Below are 21,251 nucleotides of genomic sequence, written 5' to 3' on the forward strand. Positions count from 1 at the left end.
TGTCGGCGCAATTCCAGCGAAAGTGTGCAGCGGTTTTGCGTTTCGAAGAAAAGCGGGAACGCGCTGGAAACGAAAAACCCCGGTGCCAAGGGCACCGGGGTAAGATTTCCGGAGATCGTCTTTTGCTTTATGCGGCGCGGCGCCGGTGATCCGCCGCTCCGGCTGCGGTGAGCCGGAAGTTTCCGAGCAGTGTCTTCAGCCGCTCGCTTTCCTGGGTCAGCGTCTGACCGGCGGCGTTGGTTTCCTCCACCATCGCGGCGTTCTGCTGGGTCATCTGGTCCATCTGGTTGACGGCGGTGTTCACCTCGGCAAGGCCGGTCGCCTGCTCGCGGGCGGAGGTGGCGATCGACGTCACCTGGTCGTTCACTTTGTTGACCAGCAGTTCGATCTCGGTGAGCGCGTCGCCCGTCGAGCGTACCAGCGCGACGCCGGTGCCGACTTCGGTCGCCGAATTGCTGATCAGGCCCTTGATCTCCTTTGCCGCTTTGGCCGAACGCTGGGCGAGTTCGCGCACTTCCTGCGCCACGACCGCAAAGCCGCGGCCGGCCTCGCCGGCCCGTGCGGCCTCGACGCCGGCATTCAACGCCAGCAGGTTGGTCTGGAAGGCGATCTCGTCGATGACGCCGATGATCTGGCTGATGCGGCTCGACGCGTCCTCGATGCGGCTCATCGCGGCGACGGCATCGCGCACGATCGTCCCGGAACGACCGGTCGACTGCTTCGTCTCCGCCACCATGCGGCTCGCCTCGGCAGCTCGTTCGGAGGCGTTACGTACCGTCGCGGTAATCTCGTCGAGCGCGGCGGCGGTTTCCTCGAGCGAAGCCGCCTGCTGCTCCGTGCGGTGCGAAAGGTTGTTTGCGGCTTTCGCGATGCCGCCGGCGCTGCCGTGCACGATCTCGGTCGAATGGGCGATCGCGTTGATGACGCTGGAAAGCGCATCGACGGCCCGGTTGAAGTCATCACGCAGCTTTGCATATTCCGGGGCGATCGAGCCGATGGAAACCGTGAGGTCGCCGTTTGCGAGGCGCTCCAGCGCGCCGCCAACGACATGCATGGCATCCGCCTGGCTCTCGCTGACCTGACGCTGGCGGCGTTCCCCCTGCGAGCGCTCCTCGTCTAGACGCATCTGCTGTTCGCCTTCGCGCACCCGCATCTGCGCCCGCTCGGCAACGGACTGGCGCAGCACCGAAACGACCTTCGCCATCTCGCCGATCTCGTCCTTGCGCTCGGTTTCCGGCACGTCGCGCGAAACGTCCTCCTCGGCGATCGCCTGCATGGAGCCCTTGAGGCGCAGGATCGGGCCGGTGACGCTTTTCACGATGCCGTAGGCGGCAAGAATGATGGCGAGGCCGCCGACGGCGAGAATGATCGCCATCTCGATGGCGTTGCTGCGGAACATCGCCGCAAGGTCGTCCGCATAGACGCCCGTGCCGACGATCCAGCCCCAGGGCTCGAAACCCGCGACATGCGAATATTTCAGCACCGGCTCCTCGAAGCCCGGCTTCGGCCAGAGATAATCGACGAAGGCCTGGCCCGTCGGGCTGCCCTTCACGGCTTTCACGAATTCGGTGAAGATGTGCTTGCCTGTCGGATCCGCCATGCCGGATTGGTCGGTGCCGTCGAGCGCCGGCTTGATCGGATGCATCACGATCACGGCGTTCATGTCGTTGATCCAGAAGTAGCCGCTGTCCTCGTAGCGCAAGGCGCGCACGGCATCCTTGGCACGGGTCTGCGCCTCTTCGCGCGTCAGCGCGCCTGCCGTTTCAAGCTCATGATAGTGTTTGAAGAGCGTCAGCATGCTCTGGTCCATCGCCGCAAGCTTCGACTTGCGCTCGGCAACCATCGCGTCCTGATAGTGATAGAGGCTGTAGACGAGCGCGGCCGCGAAAATGGTCAGGGCAAGACCGACAAGCAATGATAGACGCGTGGATATCCTGAAATTCTTCACCGGGCTCTCCTGACCTCAGACGCACGGCGCCTTATGCCCGAAGGTCCGGGAAACCCCTTAAAATCATCTAAAATTGCAATCATCAATTTTTAGAGCGTGCGCATACTCGAAAATGCCGCTCGCCTGCGCTGCGCCGGCCTCTTTCTCCTTCGCCCGCATTCGGCTAGACCGGAGGAAAGATGGAGAGGATCCGCATGACCGACACGAAGATGCCGAACGGCCAGCTCACCCTTCGCACGCTCGCCATGCCGGGTGATGCCAATGCCGCGGGCGATATCTTCGGCGGCTGGGTCATGGCGCAGATGGACCTTGCCTCCGGCATTCGCGCCGCCGAGCGCGCGCGCGGTCGCGTGGTGACGGCAGCCGTCAAGGAAATGGCCTTCGAGCTTCCCGTGAAGATCGGCGACACGCTCAGCATCTACACGGACATCGCGCGCGTCGGCCGCACGTCGATCACACTCAGCGTCGAAGCCTGGGCGCAGCGCTACCTCACGACGACGCTGGAAAAGGTAACGGGCGCCACCTTCATCATGGTCGCGCTCGACCAGAGCGGCCAGCCCACGCCCGTCCCGGTCGATTGACAGCAGAGGCGCCGGCGATGGAACACACGACCCCGGATCCCGCATTGTTCAGCCATGTACGGGTCGTCATCGGCATGGTGGTCAGTCTCAGCATTGCCCGCATCCTGACGGGCATCGCACTCCTGGTCCAGCATCCCGGCAAGGTGAAGCCCTACCCCGTGCATCTGGCCTGGGCAGGCTTCCTCCTGCTGTTCCTGCTGCATTTCTGGTGGTGGGAGTTCCGCCTGCAGGCACTGACGACGATCGGCTTCGGCGTCTATCTCTTCCTGATCAGTTTTTGCTGCCTGTTTTTCCTGCTCGCCGTGCTGCTCTTCCCCACCGTGCTCGACGACTATGCCGGCTACGAAGACTACTTCTATTCGCGCCGCAAATGGTTCTTCGGTGTCTTCGCGCTGGTCTTCGCCGTCGATCTGCTCGACACCGCCCTGAAGGGCGAAGCTTATTTCGGGTCTTTCGGCTACGAATACCCGTTGCGCAACGCCGTCTTCATCGTGCTTTGCCTTGTCGCCGCCTGGACAGCCAGCCGCCGCTACCACACCACCTTCGTGACCCTGGGCATCCTCTACCAGCTCAGCTGGATCTTTCGTGCGTTCGACATGCTGGAATAGCTAGCCGCGCAGATAGGCGGCCCGCTTGTCGAAGCCCAACCCGGGAAAGACCGAGGTTTCCAGATCGTGCGCGGATACGCCGAACTGCTGGTAAAGCATGGACGCCGCCAGTTTCGCGACGGCGGGATGCCGGCGCTCCGCTTTTCCTCGTCCGCGCGAATCCGGTCGGAAAACATGTCCGTCTCCGTCTCCCTCGCTTCGCGAGGGACCATCGCAAAGGCGGGATCGTTCCGGTAAAGTCGGACGAAGAAGGCCTGCTCGTCCTCGGTAAAGGCCAGATCAGCGCGCCCCGATTTCAGCCCGACCGGCGAACTCGGCCCCATCGAACGAATCTGATCGAGGTAATCCAGCATGGTCGGGTGCAGCACGAAAGCTCTCGGGAGGTCGGAGAAGCGCCCCGCTAGATGCGGTCGTATCGCCTCCGCTTCATACAGTGCCGCCAGGATACGAACAGCTGTGCTCTTGAGGGTGTTGATCGAGAAGTGATCGCTCCAAAAGGAGGAGAGCCGCTCGAAGAAACCATTCGGGGAGAAGACGGCCTGTCGGGCCTTCAGATGGCGGTCGCGCTGCAAGGCATTCCCAACAACAATGCTGTACCGATTGATGCGCCGTTCGCCCACGACCTGCAGCATATTGTTGTTACGCACCCTCGTATAGGAGAGTAGAACATCGCGACAGGCGGGAAACCTGGCGCGACGCCCCTCGATGCCATGGTAGCGAAGGTTGTTGTCACGCGTGCCTCATCCGTTCGATGTCCATGCTCGTGTCCGAATGCGACTATTTTGGGAAAATACGCTCATCCCTTGAACACGAAGGCGGCACCGGCGGCGATCAGCATGAAGCCGATGGCGTGGTTCCAGGTGAGGCTTTCCTTCAGCCAGAAAACGGAGAAGCCGGCGAAGACCAGGAGGGTGATGACCTCCTGGATGGTCTTCAGCTGCGCCGCCGAATAGACCTCGTGGCCGATGCGGTTGGCCGGTACGGCCAGGCAATATTCGAAAAAGGCGATGCCCCAGCTTGCCAGGATCGCGATGAAGAGCGGCGCCGACTTGAATTTCAGGTGGCCGTACCAGGCGAAGGTCATGAAAACGTTGGAAAGGGCGAGAAGCACGATCGGCCAGACGGCCGCGGGGTTGAGGCTGAAGGGCATCGGCGAATCCTGATGTTCGAAGAAAGTCCTGATCGAGATATCCGAGCCATTGCCGTCGTCAAGGCCGGGCAACCATGGATTCTCGCGATCCCCCGTTAAGACAATCTTATGCCCACCGCCACACCATCCGCCCACATCGCCACAGCGGCGATTCCTTCGGGCCGGGACGAAAATGACGGATGCGACCCGGCTGATGCCGGAGGATGAACCGACAAGGCGACAGATCCTCTCCGCACAGGCCCTGGCCGTGCTGGACGGCGTCGTGCTGTCGCTTGCCGCCAATTGCTTCCTCGCGGCCACCACCGCGGCGGTCCTCTGGCTCGATGAACCGGGCGCCAGCATCCTGGCCTGGCTCTCTGCGGTCTTCGCCATAAATCTCGCCCGCTATATGGGTGTCCGGATCGTTCGCCGGCTCAACTGCGCGGTGGAACGGCCAAAACGCGCGCTCGGCGTACTTTCGCTCGGTGCGCTCGGCGGAGGCCTTGCCTGGAGCCTCCCCCCCTTCATCGGTATCCTGCAGGGCACGAACGGCCTCAACCCCTATCTCATTTTCATCATCGGCGGCATCTGCGCGGGATCGCTGATGCAGAGCATGGCCTATTCCCGCACAGCCCTGCTCTTCGCCGGTCCCCCCCTCGCCGCCGCCATCCTCTCGTTGCTGATCACGGGCACGTCGGCCGCGCTTGTCATTGCCGCCGACGCTCTGCTGCTGGCGGTCATGATGCTGCGCGCCAGCCAGCTCAGCGAGGCCGGTTTCATCCGCAGCCAGATCGACCGGCTGAAAGCCGTGGCGCTCGCCGCCTCGCTCTCCGATGCCAACGGAGAAATCCGCCAATCCTATCAACAGCTTGCGTCTCTTGCCAATCGCGACCCGCTGACAGGCCTCGGCAACCGCGCGCTGTTCAACCAGCGCCTGCGCGACCTGATGGACGATAGCGTCCCGACCGGCACCCTCGCGCTGCTCGTTATCGATCTCGACCGCTTCAAGGCGATCAACGACACGATGGGCCACGGCGCCGGCGACGCCGTGCTGACGGAGATCGCCAGCCGTCTCGCCGGCCTTACCCGCCCGACCGATACGGTCGTGCGTCTTGGTGGCGACGAATTCGCTGTTATCATCGAAGGATACGCGGCGGAAGCCCGCGGCCGCGAGATCGGCGACGGCATTGTCCGCCTCGCCGGAGATCCCATCGTCGTCGGCGGGCGGCCGGTCACCGTCGGCGCAAGCGCCGGCCTTGCGCTTTATCCGCAACATGGCGAGACGGCCGACGACCTCTTCGCCAGCGCCGACATCGCGCTCTATGCCGCCAAGGAAGGCGGCCGCCGCCGCCTCGGCCTGTTCAATCCCATCCTGAAAGCCCGCATCGAGCGCCAGCGCCTCATCGAGGCCACCTTGACGGACGCCATCGAGGACCGCGCGTTGCGGGTGGTCTTCCAGCCGCAGGTGGAACTCGCCACCGGCCGCGTCACCGGCTTCGAGGCGCTGCTGCGCTGGATGCATCCCGAACTCGGGGCCGTCAGCCCGCCGGACATCGTGCGCGCCGCCCATGCCCTGCATATCTCGACGGCGCTGACCGGCTATGTCGCCAATTGCGCCGCGGAGTTTCTGCGCACCCTGCCGCGTCTCGGCCTGCCGGAGGCCGCCGTCGCCGTGAACGTCTCGCCGCGCGAGTTCTCCGGCGACACGCTTTCACGCCTGCTGACGGACATTGCCCGCGCGCACGACGTCTCGCCGGCACTGATGGAAATCGAGATCACCGAGGAAGCGACGCTCGATACGCAGGCTGCCGGTGCGGAACTCGCCCGGCTGGAAGCCGCCGGATTCCGCCTCGCGGTCGACGATTTCGGCATGGGTCATTCCTCGCTCGCCTATCTCGTCAGCCTGCACATCGACCGGTTGAAGATCGACCGCAGTTTCGTCAAGGGCATCGCCACCAGCCGCGAGAACCAGGCCCTGATCGCCGCCCTCATCGGTATCGGCCACGCGCTGTCTATCGATATCGTCGTGGAAGGCGTCGAGGACGAGGAGGAGGCCGAGGTTCTGCGCATGCTCGGCTGCCGCCACGCCCAGGGCTATCACTTCGCCCGCCCGATGCCCGCCGAAGACATCCCGCGCTGGCTCGACCAGCATACGGAACGCATGGCTCTCCGGCTGGCGGGTACGCCCTAGGCGACTATTGCCCGCGCCCGCTTGCGCTCGACCTTCGCCAACAGCACCAGCGAAACGACAAGCATCAGGCCACCATTGAACGGATGCAGCGCCTGCAAGATGCCGGAACCGCTGTTCTGCCCGACCACGACCAGCCCGGTCTGGATCCCGTAGAGCACAGCCAGCAACCCCGCCCACCAGCGCAGCGGACGTGCCTGCCTGCCGAACCAGGCCGCGACCGCCATTGCAGCGATGGGCAGGAGCAAGGCCATACCAAATCCACTGTGCCAGCCTAAAAACAAGCCGTCGTGAAACAGCCCCAACCCGGCCAGCAGGTATTGCAAGAGAATCCCTGCCGGCACGGCACGCACCGTCTGAAGAAACCAGAACGGCGCGCGCCCTTGCGGCTTCGCGGCGGATGGATGAACGCTCGTCGCCATGGCTCACCCCCACGCTTCCACGAGGAAACGGTCTGCATCCAGCCGGCGCCATGTTTCAAGGATCGCCGTATAATCCTTCGCCGCGCCATGCAGCGAGAGATCGTCGAGCTTGTCCGCCCGGTAGACGAGGAACGGCGCCTGCCACGGCAAGCTGCACCGGTGGGCCGTCGCCTCCAGCGGGCGCAGGAGCTCCTCCATGGTGAACTTGTTGGCCCCGCTGCGCTGATAGGCCTCCGGCACATTGCCGGCCGTCGCCACGACGAGAAGCGGCTTGCCCTCCAGCCGGCATCCCTCGGTCTGGTAGGCCATGTAGTACATGCGCGTCAGCACCGCGTCCTTCCACGCCTGCAGCAATGGCGGCGTGGCATACCACTGGATCGGGAACTGCAGCACGATCCGATCGGCGGATAGCAACCGGGCAACCTCCCGGTCCGCATCGATCCGCCCGTCCGGATAGAGCGCATACATGTCGGCGATCTCGACACCCGGCAACCGGGCAGCCGCACCGGCCAGCGCCGCATTGGCGCGCGAGCGGCTGAGATCGGGATGGAAGAGAAGGATCAAGGTCTTGCGCATGGCGTCGTCTCCTGTGTTGACGCCATCAGGATGCCGGAGCCCATGAAATCATTCCAATGGATGATTTATATATGTTATTATCGATTTCATGAATTTAAGATCCATCGACCTGAACCTTCTTGTCATCCTCGATGCCCTGCTGGACGAAGCCCATGTCTCGCGTGCCGGCGCCAAGCTGAACCTGTCCCAGCCTGCGACCTCGAGCGCGCTCGATCGCTGCCGCCATCTCTTCGCGGATCCCCTGCTGGAACGCCGCAAGGGCGGCATGCGGCTGACGCCGAAGGCGCAAGCCCTGCGCGATCCGCTGAAAAATCTGCTGGTCGGCATTGCCGCCGTGGTCGATGCCCCGGAAGAATCGCTCTCCGACATCCGCCAGACGGTGCGCGTCACCACGGCCGATCACCCGGGCATCCTGATCGCTGGCCCGCTGCATCGGGCACTTGCCCGCTCCGCACCCGGTATCGATCTCGTCATTCAGCCCTGGCACGGCGCACCGGCTGCGCTCGAATCCCTCGCCCGTGGTGCCAGCGACATTGCCGTCTCCGTCTTCCCGACCATCGACGAAACCGCCTTCCACCGCGAAACCCTGCTGGACGAGCACTATGTCGTTGCCATGCGCAAGAACCATCCCGCCGCCGGGGATTTCTCGTTCGAGCGATGGCTGGACTATCCCCATATCCTCGTTTCCGGCCGCGGCGACACGCGCAGCAGCCTCGACGACCAGCTCGCGACCCTCGGCAGTGTTCGCCGCGTCGGCATCGTCGTGCCGAGCTTCCTGATGGTTGCGCCGCTTCTCGACGACAGCGACCTCATCGCCATGATGCCTGCCCACACCTTGCCACAGGATGCGCAGGGCCGTTTCCACGTCGCCCCGCCCCCCATTCCCGTCGCCGGCTTCCCCCTCCACCTCGCCTGGCACCGCCGCCGCGACAAGGATCGCGCCGTCCAGCATGTGGCGGATGTCTTGCGTGCCGTGTTTTCCGGTCTGGGAATCTAGCCGATCTTGTTCACCAGCTGCGCCGTTGCCAGCAATGTGACGAGATCGCGGATCATCGGCCGCAAGTGCCGGTCGAAATCGATGGGCGTGTCGACGGGTGGCAGCTCGAAGAAATTCCTCTTCGAGGGCACCAGCAGATAACAATCCCGGCCGTTCAGCGCCAGCCGCACCACGTCGTCGCGCCACTCCGTGGCGAGGTAATCGAGCGCCTTGGCGAGCGCACCCTGTACGATGGGCGTCGCCGCCTCCGGCCGGTCGGTGCGGAATTCATGCGAGGCATCCACCTCCGGATTGCTGCTGGGGACAAGCGCCAGCTTGCTGCCGCCGAAGAAGTCGCGCATGAAGAGCTGTACGGCATTGGGCTTGCGCGCCGCCACCAGCAGGCCGGGAAACGCCTGCTCGCGGATGAAGTGGAAGATCACGCCCTTGAAGGTCGTGCTCCGGCTCTTGCCGCTGCCGCTGACCAGTTCCGTCTCCGACAGGGTGAAGGCCAGCCCGTCATGCCGGCCGGAGATCGTGTCGCCGTGCTCGCTGCGATCACGCGGCACGAGCTCCTTGCCGGGCATGGCGCTCATGAAGCGCGGCTCGGCGCCGTGCACATACTGGACCTCGTCGATGAAGCCGAAGACGAGCGGCAACATGCGGTCCCGCAGGTCCTGCTGGAAGCGTTTCGACGGCGCGAGCGCATAGCGCCAGACGACGGTGCCGCCGAAGAACAGCACGCCAAGCACGATGCCGACGATGTCCGTGTCGATCTCGATGACGGCGATATAGGCGAGGATGCAGGCAAAGACGACATAACCGCCGAACATCAGCACCATGTTGACATAGAGCGTGTTCGTCACGGTGCCGCGCTCGGCATTGTAGGCCGCCACCGCCACGCGCAGCTCCTCCAGCGCGTCCTCCTTCGGCATCAGTGCCGCCTCGTCAATCATCGTGTCCATGATCGCCCCTCGCCCTGCCTCGTCTGATAACGGGCGGAGACGGCCGCAAATTCGTTTCCCTTTTGTACTCAAAACCCCTTTTCTTTCCACATGACTCTCTCCATATTCCCCGCATGGCCAAAGCTCCGAAAAAACCCACCGCCCCGAACTCCGGTTTCGAGGAAGCCCCGCAATCGCCTTTCGAGGGAGAGCCCCTGTCCGGCAGCGTCTCCGACTGGGTGAAGCAGATCGAGGCGGAAGCGGAAGCGGCTGGCATCGAAAGCCGCCGCGAGGTCGCCTCCAAGGCGGGGAAACACCGCAAGACGGTGGAGAACGCCGCTCGCCGCCATACGGAAAACGTCACCGCGTCCAAAACCTCCCGCGGCGTCTCGATCGGCGGCTCGTCCGATCCGAAGACCCGCGCCGCCGCCGGCCTCAACCCGGTCTCCGGCCTCGATGTCTCCTTGGAAGACGCCGCCGCGCTCAATGCCGGCACGGCCGTCACCGCCACGGTGGAGGCATTGTCCGCGCTGATCGAGAGCGGCAACCCGCTGTTCAAGGACGGCAAGCTCTGGACGCCGCACCGCCCCGCCCGCCCCGCCAAGTCGGAAGGCGGCATCGCCATCCGCATGGTGAGCGAATACCAGCCCGCCGGCGACCAGCCGACCGCGATTGCCGATCTCGTCGAGGGCCTGTCCTCGGGCGAGCGCAGCCAGGTCCTGCTCGGCGTCACCGGCTCCGGAAAGACCTTCACCATGGCCAAGGTGATCGAGGAGACGCAGCGCCCCGCCGTCATCCTCGCGCCGAACAAGACGCTGGCCGCCCAGCTCTACAGCGAGTTCAAGAACTTCTTCCCGGAAAACGCGGTCGAATATTTCGTCTCCTACTACGATTACTACCAGCCGGAAGCCTATGTGCCGCGCTCCGATACCTTCATCGAGAAGGAATCGTCGATCAACGAGCAGATCGACCGCATGCGCCACTCCGCGACGCGCTCGCTGCTGGAGCGCGACGACTGCATCATCGTCGCCTCGGTCTCCTGCATCTACGGTATCGGCTCGGTCGAGACCTACACCGCCATGACCTTCCAGATGGAGGTGGGCGAACGGCTCGACCAGCGCCAGCTGCTCGCCGACCTCGTCGCCCAGCAATACAAGCGCCGCGAGATGGATTTTCAACGCGGAAGTTTCCGGGTGCGGGGCGACACGATCGAAATTTTCCCGGCCCACCTGGAAGATGCCGCCTGGCGCATCAGCATGTTCGGCGACGAGATCGACGCGATCACCGAGTTCGACCCGCTGACCGGCCAGAAGACCGGCGACCTGAAATCGGTAAAAATCTACGCCAACAGCCACTATGTCACGCCCCGCCCGACGCTGAACGGCGCCATCAAGGCGATCAAGGAGGAGCTGAAACACCGCCTCGTCGAGCTGGAAAAGGCCGGCCGCCTGCTGGAAGCGCAGCGCCTCGAGCAGCGCACGCGCTACGATATCGAGATGCTGGAGGCCACCGGCTCCTGCGCCGGCATCGAAAACTATTCGCGCTATCTCACGGGCCGCAAGCCCGGCGAGCCGCCGCCGACGCTGTTCGAATACATCCCCGACAACGCGCTGATCTTCATCGACGAGAGCCACGTCACGATCCCGCAGATCGGCGGCATGTACCGGGGCGACTTCCGCCGCAAGGCGACGCTGGCCGAATACGGTTTCCGCCTGCCCTCCTGCATGGACAACCGCCCGCTGCGCTTCGAGGAATGGGACGCCATGCGCCCCGACACGGTCGCCGTCTCGGCCACCCCCGGCAACTGGGAGATGGAGGCGGCCGGCGGCGTCTTCGCCGAGCAGGTCATCCGCCCGACCGGCCTGATCGACCCGCCCGTCGAGGTGCGCCCGGCCAAAAGCCAGGTGGACGACGTGCTGGGCGAAATCCGCGAGACGGCGCAGGCCGGCTACCGCACGCTCGTCACCGTGCTCACCAAGCGCATGGCCGAAGACCTCACCGAATACCTGCACGAACAGGGTGTTCGCGTGCGCTATATGCACTCGGACATCGACACGCTGGAGCGCATCGAGATCATCCGCGATCTTCGTCTGGGTGCTTTCGACGTGCTCGTCGGCATCAACCTTTTGCGCGAAGGCCTCGATATTCCGGAATGCGGCTTCGTCGCCATCCTCGATGCCGACAAGGAAGGTTTTTTGCGCTCGGAGACGTCGCTGGTGCAGACCATCGGCCGCGCGGCGCGAAACGTCGACGGCAAGGTCATCCTCTATGCCGACCGGATCACCGGCTCCATGCAGCGCGCCATGGACGAGACGACCCGCCGCCGCGAAAAGCAGGTCGCCTATAACGAGGCGCACGGCATCACCCCGGAATCGGTAAAGGCCAGGATTTCCGACATTCTCGACTCGGTCTACGAGCGCGACCACGTCCGCGCCGATATTTCCGGCGTTTCCGGCAAGGGTTTCGCCGATGGCGGCAACCTCGTCGGCAACAACCTGCAGACCCATCTCAACGCGCTGGAAAAAGCCATGCGCGACGCCGCCACCGATCTCGATTTCGAAAAGGCCGCCCGCCTGCGCGACGAGATCAAACGCCTCAAGGCCGCCGAACTCGCCATCATGGACGACCCGATGGCGCGGCAAGAGGCGCGGAGCGCCGAAGGCGCGAATGGGAATGCAAAAGGCTCGGCAAGAAGTCAGGAAGGTGGCAAGAGCGGAAAGGCCGGCGCTTCCGACACCCCGTCGAAATCCGCATCGGCAAAGGCCGGCGGCGGCGCGGGTGCGACGTCCGACACCACCTCTCCGACGTCATCCTCGAACTCGACCCGAGGATCCAACGCCACAGACGCCGACGCCCCGTCAAAATCCCTCTTCCAAAAACCCTCGCTCGACGACATGGGCCCGGGCACCGACACCGAACGACCGCTCTTCCGCAAGCCGGAATTGGACGAAATGGGCCGCGACGTCGCCACGCCCTCAGGCAAATCGCTGTTCCGCCGCAACACGCTCGACGAAATGACCGTCGGCCGCACGGAAAAGCCCGTCACCGGTGACCTGCCCGCCCGCCCGGACGAAACCCTCTCCACCAAAAAACGCCACGCCCCCCTCCTCGAAGGCCAGCCCGAACGTGCCGATGGTGCCGACGACGCCAAGCCGGTTCGACGGGGGAAGATTGGCGCCGGGAGCTATGAGGACCCGGCGGAAGCGAAGCGGAAGGGACGCACGAAGGGGAAAACGGGGCGGCCGGGGCAATAAAGCAGTCCCAGTGAACTATTCGACGTCTTTCTCTTCCGAAGCAATTTGTCCCGCAATTTTCGATGTGAGCTTATGGAATAGGCTAGACTTCGGATTGTAGACAAAATCTTCGCCGATATGCCTACGCAAGTGCTCCTTCAAAAGCTCCATTTTGACTTGCGTTCGAAGGTTATAGACGTCTTCTAGTGGGATATCTAAATTATTTTGCGAGGCATTTGAGACGTCCGTAGCGATAATACTTACCTTAAACAAGTCTTGCCGCCTGCGATTAATGCCTATAATTTCTGTAATTAAGCGGTGCAAGACTGTATAACAAACCGCAAGAACCACAGCAGATATAATAACATATGGAGACCTTGAAACTATAAAATCGACAACATCAAATCCATCTCCAAAATCCAAATTAATTAATTTCTCGGAATTCCAAAAAAGCCTACCTGTCACAAACATAATTACAATCAATGGAACAGCGCAAAGCCAAGCGTAAACAGAAACATTCCTTGCCCCTTGAGAAACATATCCCGATATCTCGGTAGGAAAGAGATTTATATCACTCACAAGAGACCGCAAACGCGACTCTTTTTCTGAAATATCTTTAGATAAATTCTCAGAATCTTTCGTCAATCGATCAACATTATTACGATATCTCTGATTTTCTTCATTTAAATTTCTTGTCACAGACTCCGCGATGGCAATTTCTTTTTTTCTGTTCTCAAGAATTTCAGAATGATCGGCTATGGAAGCCTCTAAATCCGAGAACTGGTCGCCCTGAGAAGAGAGTAACTCCTGCAAATCTTCTATCTTACTTGCGAGGGACTTATACGCCTCCTCGGATTTCTGCGCCCTCTTTAAGTATAAATTAAGATTATCCTCCACATTTCTTCTATATCCCTCAAAGCCGTCCAAAATTGAAATGACATCTGAAAAAGAATTTTGCTCAATTCCCTCTACAGTTATCTTCGTCAACTTAGAGTCTTTAAAAAACCTCTCATTTGGCTTCAGCCCAAAACCGCCTATGAACCTATTTACATTAAAAATAAATTTTCCATCGCTATATCTTACAGCTTCATTTTTCGTCGATCCGACAATATAGTCTTTATAGCTTAGCTCAAGCTCATGATATTCCTCGTATCCGAACGCAGATACCGTTATCTTAGTTACATAAATTATATCAATAAAATCAAAATCCATCCATTCACGACGGGCCTTAATGAAATTTTCCTCTGAAGAATTTCCAACTAGTTGAGTTGATTTTCTGGCTCTGTGTGAAAAGAATCCGATGTCGATATCTTTTGCAACCGGTAAAGCTGTCGCTTCAATGCTGTTGAGAGCGTTATGATCCATGGCTTCTGGAAGGGGAGCTAATTCTTGGGTCATCTCTACAAGTGTTCCTCTGAGAAAAACTAGATGTTACCCATAATTTGTCTGCTCATCGCACCGAATGCAATCAAACGTATAATTCACCCACCGAATTCTCCTGTTGGATGGTCCATATTGTCGCTTATAGACAGGAAGTTTCCCCACTAGCAGCGTTGATTTTCCCCGCCCCTAAAACCCCATGCCATACTCCCCTCATCCCGCCGCGGATACACCGCAAGGCGTTGCGGCGAGGCGGGGTCGGCGCTTTTGGGGAGGGACGGACGCAAGCCGTCTCCAGAAGGGTCTGCGGAAAGTGGTCTCCCTCCGGCGACATGGGGGAAGCGGCGGGGCGTCGGACCGGGCCCTTCGTTTCATCCCCTGACGGCGCGCCGGATGTGCCTGTGCGGCACACAAGGGGGCTGGGATTGGCGGATGCGTCGGCATCGTCCGCCGGAGCGGTGTCTTCCCGGGAAAGGCGAAACCCTTTCCGTCCGGGCCGGGCTCGAAGGCGAGCCCCGCGCGGATGTCAAAACCGGCCAAAAACCCGCCCCGGAAACCGACGGCGAAACGACGCCAAACCAAGCCTTTGCAGAGAGACCGGAGTCGCAGGCAAAAACCGCCGAACGGGGCGCTGAAAGGTGTCACACCCATACTTTTGACGAGACAGCTTTGAGCGCCCCGTCCGAAGCCTGATCGAAACCCGGCATGCTTTTCACGCGCGGGATCGTTTTCGCGCACCCACCCGCAAGGCCGGCGCGGGCGATGATCGTGAATGCCCGCGCGCCCCCTCGGCCGATCCGGCGAAGACTGGCCGCAGAAAGCCCCGTCTGGCCGGGAGGCGCCGGCGAGGTCCTCGACGGCGCAGACCGGCGGTGCGATGCCTGTGCAGCGCGGGACCGTCCCGCTGTCGGCAGCGGCCCGGACGCCGCGCGAGATACACCGTCCACCGTCATCCCGCCCCGGCAACAGGAGCCGCCATGCCCTACGAATCGCCCCCGCTCGATCGACACCTGCTCGCCCGCACCGCCGAGATGCTGGCCTTGCCGGAGCGCATCTGCCGCCGTCGCGACTGCCGGCGCCGCCATCGCTGCACCTGGTTCTTCCGCGAGACGCGGCAGCCGTGCTGCCTTGCCAATCTCGACGCCGGGCAGCGCCGTCTGTTCGAAGAGCTCGCCGAGACCGTGCGCGACGCCCGTGATTTCGGCCGATGGGACAGCAAGATCAGGATGACCTCGCCCTATCGCGAGACGCGGGCGCTTCAGGATGCCGCCGTCGAGGCCGCCCGTCCGCTCGTTGCCGGCCACGCGGCGAAGACATTCTATCGCGCTTTCGAGGCGATGCGCGCCGCACAGCCCGCGCCGCGCCACGAGGGGTGCGAGCCACCGCTGCCGAAGAGCCGGTAGGACGGCCTATTCCGCCGCCTCGCCCTTGACGAGGACGGGCGCGGGTTCGAGTGCTGCTGCCAGTTCGTAGGAATAGCCTTCCAGCATGGCATAGGCCTGCTCGATGGACTGGATCTGGGTCTCGGCATTGCGGATCGCCTCGGCGATCGATTGCGAGCGGGCGCGCAGCATGGAGCCCAGAAAGTCCGTGCCGGCCTTGCGGCCGAGACGGTCGATATGCTGGCGCACGCGGTTGCGGTGGCGTTCCAGCTCCAGGATGTGGAAGCGGCTCTTGACGATATCGTCGGAGAGTTTGCGGCGCATCGCCGCCAGCGGGTCGAAGCTGCCGGGCTCGCGCTCGTCGAGGATGACGTCGTTGACCAGCGGCTCGAGCAGCATCAGGCCCTTAAGGTCGCGCGGATCGGCCAGCTGCGGGTCGAAGCCGGTGTCGTCGAAGACCTTTCGGCGCACGGGATCGCGCAGCAGGTCGTAGCAGGTCTGCAGGCGGGCGAACTGGTCGGCATCGCCGCCCGAATCGGGATGCATGCCCTTGGCGGCCTTGCGATAGGCAGCCTTCACCGCGTTGTCGTCTGCATCGCGCTCCAGTTCGAGCATGGCGTAGGGATCGATCACGCAGGCACCTGTCCGTCTTTTCATTGCGTCTTCGGTTCTTTTACGCCGTTTTCCAACCCCGAGGGGACGAAATTGTGGTGACGCCGCGGCGATGCACAGAAAGCGCTACTCCGCCGCGTCTCGCGCCTCGGCCCGCGCCGACAGCACCGCCGCAAAGGCATTCGCGATCACCTCCGGCCCCGCCCCCGGCTTGGTGGCGTCGGTGGACAGGATCTGCCGGTAGCGCCGCACACCCGGAAAGCCCTGGAACAGCCCGACCATGTGCCGCGTGACATGCGCCACCCGCCCGCCCCGGGCGATCACCTCGGCCGCATGGGAAACCATGGCTTCCCGCACCGCTTCCCAATAGTCGATGGGAAGGTCTTGCGGGCTGGTGAAGAGGCCGGACGGCTGGCCTCCCGACAGGGGATGCGGAAAAAGATCATCCACGCCGGTGAGAACGCCGCTATCCTGATAAGCGGCTCTGCCAAGCATGACACCGTCAAGCCCTTCCATTTCGGAGACAGCCTGACTCAATGTATGAAGCCCGCCATTGAGGCCGATGAAAAGACCGGGGTTTTCGCTTTTCAGCCGGCGCACCAGATCGTAGTCCAGCGGCGGAATATCGCGGTTCTCCTTCGGCGACAGGCCTTGCAGCCACGCCTTGCGCGCATGGACCCAGACGGCATCGGTGCCGGCGGCCTTCACGCGGGACACGAGATCGCGCAGCGCCACTTCGGGGTCCTGATCGTCGACGCCGATGCGGCATTTTACGGTGACGGGAACGGCCACCGCCGCCTTCATCGCCGCCACGCAATCGGCCACCAGATCCGGCTCACGCATCAGGCAGGCGCCGAAGGTTCCCGATTGCACCCGGTCCGAGGGGCAGCCGACATTGAGGTTGATCTCGGCGTAGCCGAAATCCGTGCCGATCCGCGCCGCCTCCGCGAGCTTGCGGGGATCGTTGCCGCCAAGCTGCAGCGCCACCGGTTGCTCCACGGCATCGAAGCCGAGCAGCCGCTCGCGATTGCCGCGCAGGATGGCGTCGGCGACGATCATTTCGGTGAAGAGCAGCGCATTCTTCGTCAATTGCCGGGCGAAGACCCGGTACGCCCTGTCCGACCAGTCGATCATCGGGGCGGTGGCGAAAATCTTCGTCCCCGTGCTTACGGCCTGGCTATAGAATGTCGCTGCGTTCGTCATGGCCGGGCTCATACTCCAGAAACACCACAAAAACCACCCTCCGGCTTTCCTCACCGCAGGACGCGGATGCTAGAGTGGCGCTGGAATCAAACCGCCGGAGGAAAACCATGCCGCTCTATGCCCTCGACGACCGTGCGCCAACGCTGCCCGCCGCCGACCGCTACTGGGTGGCGCCGGATGCCAATGTCATCGGCAAGGTCATCGTCGGCGAGGATGTCGGCATCTGGTTCGGCGCCACGCTGCGCGGCGACAACGAACCGATCATCGTCGGCGCCCGCTCCAACATCCAGGAGGGCGTGGTGGTGCATACGGATCCCGGCAGGCCCGTCGTCATCGGCGAAGGCTGCACGATCGGCCACGGCGCCATCATCCACGGCTGCACGATCGGCAGCAACTCCCTGATCGGCATGGGCGCGACGGTGCTGAACGGCGCGGTCATCGGCAACAACTGCCTCGTCGGCGCCAATGCGCTGGTGACGGAAGGCAAGGTCTTCCCGGACAATTCGCTCATCGTCGGGTCACCGGCCAAGGCCATCCGCACCCTTGATGCCGATGCGGTCGAGGGCCTGAAGCGCTCGGCCGAAAGCTATGTGCGCAACTGGCAGCGCTTCAGGAAAGGCCTGAAGCCGATCGGTTAGGCGCCATCGGCCTGCGCTAAACTGCTGCGTACGCTTCTGAAACGGCTTCAGGCACAGCCCGCGCAGGTGCCGCGGATCTCGATCGTCGTCTTGCCGGTCTTGAAATTGCGGTCACGCGCAAAGCCCTTCAGCCTGTCCTCGATAACGTGGTCGTGGAACTCCGTCACCTTTCCGCAGGTCTCACAGATGGTGAAAGCGGTGATGCCATGGGCGTGGCAGTCCTCGTCGGGATGGGCACAGGCGACGAAGGCGTTGATGCTTTCGAGCCGATGCACGAGGCCGAACTCCAGGAGCTTGTCGAGCGCGCGATAAACCTGAAGCGGCGCGCGAAAACCGCTGTCACGCAGCTTGTCGAGGATCGTGTAGGCGCTGAGCGGGCTTTGCGAATGCGAGAGCACGTCGAGCACGAGGCCCTGGTTGCGCGTCAAAGTCTGGGTCGTCATGCCTGGCCTCCCTGGCTGGCGGTTGCAGAATCCACGCCGCCCGTCCTCGGCTTCGTCAGCAGGCTTAGAATGAACAGGCCAAGCGCTGCAACCACGATCGAGGGGCCGGAGGGGGTGTCGAATTTCAAGGAGCCGAACAGCCCGCCGATGACGGCGAGCGCTCCGATGACGGAGGCGAGCACGGCCATGATCTCCGGGCTCGTCGAAAAGCGCCGGGCGGTGGCGGCGGGAATGATCAAAAGCGAGGTGATGAGCAGGATCCCGACGATCTTCATGGCGATGGCAATGACGAGCGCCATCAGCAGCATGAAGGCGAGCCGCGTCTTTTCCGGCTCCATGCCCTCGGCTTCGGCCAGCTCCGGGTTGACGGTCGAGGCGATCAGCGGACGCCACATCCAGACGATGGCGAAGGTGACGAGAATGCCGCCGCCCCAGACCAGGTCCACATCGGCGCGCGAGACGGCAAGAATATCGCCGAAAAGGAAGCCCACAAGGTCGATGCGCACCCAGGTCATGAAGGAAACCATGACAAGGCCAATCGCCAGCGTGGCATGCGAGAGAATGCCGAGCAACGCATCGGTGGAGAGCGTTCCGCGCTTCTGGAGGAGAAGCAGCAGCAGCGAGACGGTGGCGGCGACGATGAAGACGCTCAGAAGCAGGTTGAAATCCAGCAGCAGCGACAGCGCCACGCCAAGCAGCGCCGAATGGGCCATCGTATCACCGAAATACGCCATCCGGCGCCAGACGACGAAACAGCCGAGCGGCCCGGCGGTCAGCGCAAGCCCCACGCCGGCAACGAGGGCGCGCATGAAAAAGTCGTCAAGCATCGCGCCGCTCCCCCTTGCCGTTCGAAGGCCGTGGCGTGTGGTCATGGCCGCAGCCGCAGTTCGGGCCATGGGTGTGTACGATGCGCATCGGCCCCGCCTTGCCGCCGGTCGGCAGGATTTCGACGTGGTGGCCATCATCCGGCCGGCAATCGTCGGTGATCGAACCGTCCGCATGCTGGACGCGTCCGTCCGGCAGATGGGTGTGGTCGTGGTTGTGATTGTAGAAAGCAAGCGTCTGGCCGGCACGGGCGCCGAAGAGGCGCAGATATTCCGGGCTCTGGCTGACCGTTTCCGGCGTGCCACGGCAGCAGACATGGCCGTTGAGGCAGATGACGGTATCCGTCTCGGCCATCACGACATGCAGATCGTGCGAGATCAGAAGGATGCCGCAGCCCGTCGTGTTGCGAATGGTCTTGATGAGATCGTAGAGCGCGATCTCGCCGGAGAAATCGACGCCCTGCACCGGCTCGTCGAGAACCAGAAGATCGGGTTTGCGCGCAATAGCGCGGGCGAGCAGCGCACGCTGGAACTCGCCGCCGGAGAGGTGCTGCACTTCCGCACGGGCGAGATGGCGGATACCGGTCGCCTCAAGCGCCGCGTCGATCTCGACGCCCTTCAACGGCGACGTCAGCGTCATCAGCCGGTCGACGGTGAGCGGCATGGTCCAGTCGACGGCGAGCTTCTGCGGCACGTAGCCGACCTTGAGGCCAGCCTTGCGCTCCACCCTGCCCTCGTCCGGCTTCAATACACCGATCGCCGCCTTGGCACTCGTCGACTTGCCCGAGCCGTTCGGGCCGATCAGCGTGACGATCTCGCCGGGTGCTATGGAAAACTCCACGCCGCGCACGAGCCAGCGGCCCTGGCGGCGCACGCCGACGCCTGCAAGCGAGACAAGCGGCTGGACGGTCCTGGTTGGGGTTTGCAGCATCATTTTTCCAAAAAGCCTGTTGCGTCAGGATATGGCACACGTTATAGCATAACGCAATTGATGTAATAACATTACATTCCAATTCAAGCGGAGTATCCCATGCAAAAGACCTTGCGCACCCTCCTTCTCTCCACTGCCCTCCTTGCCGTGGGCACCATTGGCGCGCGGGCCGAAGTGCCCGATGTGGTGGTCTCGATCAAGCCGATCCATTCGCTGGTCGCCGCGATCATGCAGGGTGTCGGCGAACCGAAACTGATCGTGGAAGGTGCGGCATCGCCGCATACCTATTCGCTGAAGCCGTCGAATGCCTCCGCCTTGCAGGATGCGGACCTCGTTTTCTGGGTAGGCCACGGGCTCGAAGCCTTCCTGGAAAAGCCGCTGGAATCGCTCGGCAGCAAGGCAACGATCGTGGAACTGGACGATGCTCCCGGCATCGAGAAGCTGCAGTTCCGCGAAGGCGGCCCCTTTGAAGCCCACACGCATGAGGGCGAGGAAGGCCACGAGCACGAGGGCCATTCGCATGACGAAGCCGGTCATGACCATGCCAAGGAGGCCGAAGAGGCCCACGACCACGCCGCGGAAGCCGGCCACGCTCATGAGGAGCATGGCGAATTCGATATGCATCTGTGGCTGAACCCGCAGAATGCCCGCGCCATCGCGGCGGAAGCCGCCAGAGCCCTCTCGGAAAAGGACCCCGCCAACGCCGAGACCTACAACAAGAACCTCGCAGGCCTGACCGAGAGGCTCACCGCACTCGACCGGGAAATCGGCGAAACCGTCGCACCCGTGAAGGAAAAGCCGTTCATCGTCTTCCACGATGCCTACCAGTATTTCGAGCATCACTATGGCGTGCACGCCGCCGGTTCGATTACCGTCAGCCCGGAAACGCTGCCCGGCGCAGAGCGGCTCACTCAGATCCGCGACAAGGTCAAAACGCTTGGCGCAACCTGCGTCTTCGCCGAACCGCAGTTCGAACCGAAGCTGGTCAATGTGGTGATCGAGGGAACATCCGCCAAATCCGGCGTGCTCGATCCCGAAGCCGCCACGCTGGAGCCGGGTCCGGACCTCTACTTCACGCTGATGAAGAGCATCGCGACATCGCTGCACGATTGCCTCGGACAGGCAGGCTGAGCACGACGGGATGGCTCCATTTCCTCTGTCCTGCCGGATCAAATCCTGCGGGATGGAGGAAAGGGTGCGTATCGAACAGAACACAGGCGGGATCGACCCGCC

20 protein-coding genes are annotated in these 21,251 nt (G+C 62.7%); 8 read left to right on the forward strand and 12 right to left on the reverse strand.

The window, feature by feature from the left end:
- Window positions 1-127 precede the first annotated feature (127 nt).
- Window positions 128-1,948, reverse strand: a complete 1,821-nt coding sequence (locus MUO32_RS11800; RefSeq protein WP_257948488.1) for a methyl-accepting chemotaxis protein — start codon at window positions 1,946-1,948, stop codon at window positions 128-130.
- A 194-nt stretch (window positions 1,949-2,142) separates the two neighbouring features.
- Here MUO32_RS11800 and MUO32_RS11805 point away from each other — a divergent pair, with 194 nt between their 5' ends.
- On the forward strand, window positions 2,143-2,529 hold the full coding sequence (locus tag MUO32_RS11805; protein WP_257948489.1) for an acyl-CoA thioesterase: 387 nt from the start codon (window positions 2,143-2,145) through the stop codon (window positions 2,527-2,529).
- 17 nt (window positions 2,530-2,546) lie between these two features.
- On the forward strand, window positions 2,547-3,137 hold the full coding sequence (locus MUO32_RS11810) for a hypothetical protein (RefSeq protein ID WP_257948490.1): 591 nt from the start codon (window positions 2,547-2,549) through the stop codon (window positions 3,135-3,137).
- Here the strand turns inward: MUO32_RS11810 and MUO32_RS11815 are convergent.
- Both MUO32_RS11815 and MUO32_RS11820 read right to left on the reverse strand, forming a co-directional pair.
- The gene (locus MUO32_RS11815) at window positions 3,092-3,769 is read right to left on the reverse strand and encodes a DUF1800 domain-containing protein (RefSeq protein WP_257948491.1); all 678 of its coding nucleotides are present in this window, start codon (window positions 3,767-3,769) and stop codon (window positions 3,092-3,094) included. The genes MUO32_RS11810 and MUO32_RS11815 overlap by 46 nt on opposite strands.
- A 164-nt stretch (window positions 3,770-3,933) precedes the next feature.
- Window positions 3,934-4,287 carry a DMT family protein gene (locus tag MUO32_RS11820; RefSeq protein ID WP_257949205.1) on the reverse strand — a complete coding sequence of 118 codons (354 nt, stop codon included), beginning with the start codon at window positions 4,285-4,287 and terminating at the stop codon, window positions 3,934-3,936.
- Window positions 4,288-4,459: 172 nt separating this feature from the next.
- Here MUO32_RS11820 and MUO32_RS11825 point away from each other — a divergent pair, with 172 nt between their 5' ends.
- Complete coding sequence (locus MUO32_RS11825) at window positions 4,460-6,457, forward strand: bifunctional diguanylate cyclase/phosphodiesterase (RefSeq protein ID WP_257948492.1); 1,998 nt, start codon at window positions 4,460-4,462, stop codon at window positions 6,455-6,457.
- Here the strand turns inward: MUO32_RS11825 and MUO32_RS11830 are convergent.
- Both MUO32_RS11830 and MUO32_RS11835 read right to left on the reverse strand, forming a co-directional pair.
- Window positions 6,454-6,876, reverse strand: a complete 423-nt coding sequence (locus MUO32_RS11830) for a DUF6220 domain-containing protein (RefSeq protein ID WP_257948493.1) — start codon at window positions 6,874-6,876, stop codon at window positions 6,454-6,456. The two genes, MUO32_RS11825 and MUO32_RS11830, sit on opposite strands and share 4 nt — an antisense overlap.
- Before the next feature lie 3 nt (window positions 6,877-6,879).
- Window positions 6,880-7,452 (reverse strand): NAD(P)H-dependent oxidoreductase, encoded by a 573-nt coding sequence (locus MUO32_RS11835; protein ID WP_257948494.1) that lies wholly within the window; start codon window positions 7,450-7,452, stop codon window positions 6,880-6,882.
- A gap of 88 nt (window positions 7,453-7,540) precedes the next feature.
- On the opposite strand from MUO32_RS11835, the gene MUO32_RS11840 reads away from it, so the two are divergent.
- The gene (locus MUO32_RS11840; protein WP_257948495.1) at window positions 7,541-8,449 is read left to right on the forward strand and encodes a LysR family transcriptional regulator; all 909 of its coding nucleotides are present in this window, start codon (window positions 7,541-7,543) and stop codon (window positions 8,447-8,449) included.
- Here the strand turns inward: MUO32_RS11840 and MUO32_RS11845 are convergent.
- The gene (locus MUO32_RS11845) at window positions 8,446-9,393 is read right to left on the reverse strand and encodes a DUF3137 domain-containing protein (RefSeq protein WP_257948497.1); all 948 of its coding nucleotides are present in this window, start codon (window positions 9,391-9,393) and stop codon (window positions 8,446-8,448) included. The genes MUO32_RS11840 and MUO32_RS11845 overlap by 4 nt on opposite strands.
- A 113-nt stretch (window positions 9,394-9,506) precedes the next feature.
- Here MUO32_RS11845 and uvrB point away from each other — a divergent pair, with 113 nt between their 5' ends.
- Window positions 9,507-12,626 carry an excinuclease ABC subunit UvrB gene (gene uvrB, locus MUO32_RS11850; protein WP_257948499.1) on the forward strand — a complete coding sequence of 1,040 codons (3,120 nt, stop codon included), beginning with the start codon at window positions 9,507-9,509 and terminating at the stop codon, window positions 12,624-12,626.
- Window positions 12,627-12,641: 15 nt separating this feature from the next.
- Here uvrB and MUO32_RS11855 read toward each other — a convergent pair whose 3' ends face one another.
- Window positions 12,642-14,003, reverse strand: a complete 1,362-nt coding sequence (locus MUO32_RS11855) for a hypothetical protein (RefSeq protein ID WP_257948500.1) — start codon at window positions 14,001-14,003, stop codon at window positions 12,642-12,644.
- Window positions 14,004-14,962: 959 nt separating this feature from the next.
- Here MUO32_RS11855 and MUO32_RS11860 point away from each other — a divergent pair.
- Window positions 14,963-15,388 carry a hypothetical protein gene (locus tag MUO32_RS11860; RefSeq protein ID WP_257948501.1) on the forward strand — a complete coding sequence of 142 codons (426 nt, stop codon included), beginning with the start codon at window positions 14,963-14,965 and terminating at the stop codon, window positions 15,386-15,388.
- A gap of 6 nt (window positions 15,389-15,394) precedes the next feature.
- Here MUO32_RS11860 and MUO32_RS11865 read toward each other — a convergent pair whose 3' ends face one another.
- Window positions 15,395-16,024, reverse strand: a complete 630-nt coding sequence (locus MUO32_RS11865; RefSeq protein ID WP_257948503.1) for a J domain-containing protein — start codon at window positions 16,022-16,024, stop codon at window positions 15,395-15,397.
- A gap of 81 nt (window positions 16,025-16,105) precedes the next feature.
- The gene (gene dusA, locus MUO32_RS11870; protein WP_257948504.1) at window positions 16,106-17,182 is read right to left on the reverse strand and encodes a tRNA dihydrouridine(20/20a) synthase DusA; all 1,077 of its coding nucleotides are present in this window, start codon (window positions 17,180-17,182) and stop codon (window positions 16,106-16,108) included.
- Window positions 17,183-17,289: 107 nt separating this feature from the next.
- Here dusA and MUO32_RS11875 point away from each other — a divergent pair, with 107 nt between their 5' ends.
- Entirely contained in the window at window positions 17,290-17,820 is a 531-nt protein-coding gene (locus tag MUO32_RS11875; RefSeq protein ID WP_257948505.1) for a gamma carbonic anhydrase family protein, read from the forward strand.
- A gap of 47 nt (window positions 17,821-17,867) precedes the next feature.
- Here MUO32_RS11875 and MUO32_RS11880 read toward each other — a convergent pair whose 3' ends face one another.
- The 3 genes from MUO32_RS11880 to MUO32_RS11890 are packed head-to-tail and all read right to left on the reverse strand — an operon-like array spanning window position 17,868 to window position 20,018.
- Window positions 17,868-18,263 (reverse strand): Fur family transcriptional regulator, encoded by a 396-nt coding sequence (locus MUO32_RS11880; RefSeq protein ID WP_257948506.1) that lies wholly within the window; start codon window positions 18,261-18,263, stop codon window positions 17,868-17,870.
- A complete protein-coding gene (locus MUO32_RS11885; protein WP_257948507.1) occupies window positions 18,260-19,090 on the reverse strand; it encodes a metal ABC transporter permease in 831 nt (276 codons plus the stop codon). The genes MUO32_RS11880 and MUO32_RS11885 overlap by 4 nt, the downstream gene beginning before the upstream one ends.
- Window positions 19,083-20,018, reverse strand: coding sequence for a metal ABC transporter ATP-binding protein (locus MUO32_RS11890; protein WP_257948508.1), 936 nt, complete (start codon window positions 20,016-20,018; stop codon window positions 19,083-19,085). Before MUO32_RS11890 ends, MUO32_RS11885 begins: the two co-directional genes overlap by 8 nt.
- Window positions 20,019-20,117: 99 nt before the next feature.
- On the opposite strand from MUO32_RS11890, the gene znuA reads away from it, so the two are divergent.
- Complete coding sequence (gene znuA, locus MUO32_RS11895) at window positions 20,118-21,149, forward strand: zinc ABC transporter substrate-binding protein ZnuA (protein ID WP_257948509.1); 1,032 nt, start codon at window positions 20,118-20,120, stop codon at window positions 21,147-21,149.
- Window positions 21,150-21,251 lie beyond the last annotated feature (102 nt).

The organism is Shinella sp. CPCC 101442 (assembly GCF_024704725.1).
Taxonomy (GTDB): Bacteria; Pseudomonadota; Alphaproteobacteria; order Rhizobiales; family Rhizobiaceae; genus Shinella.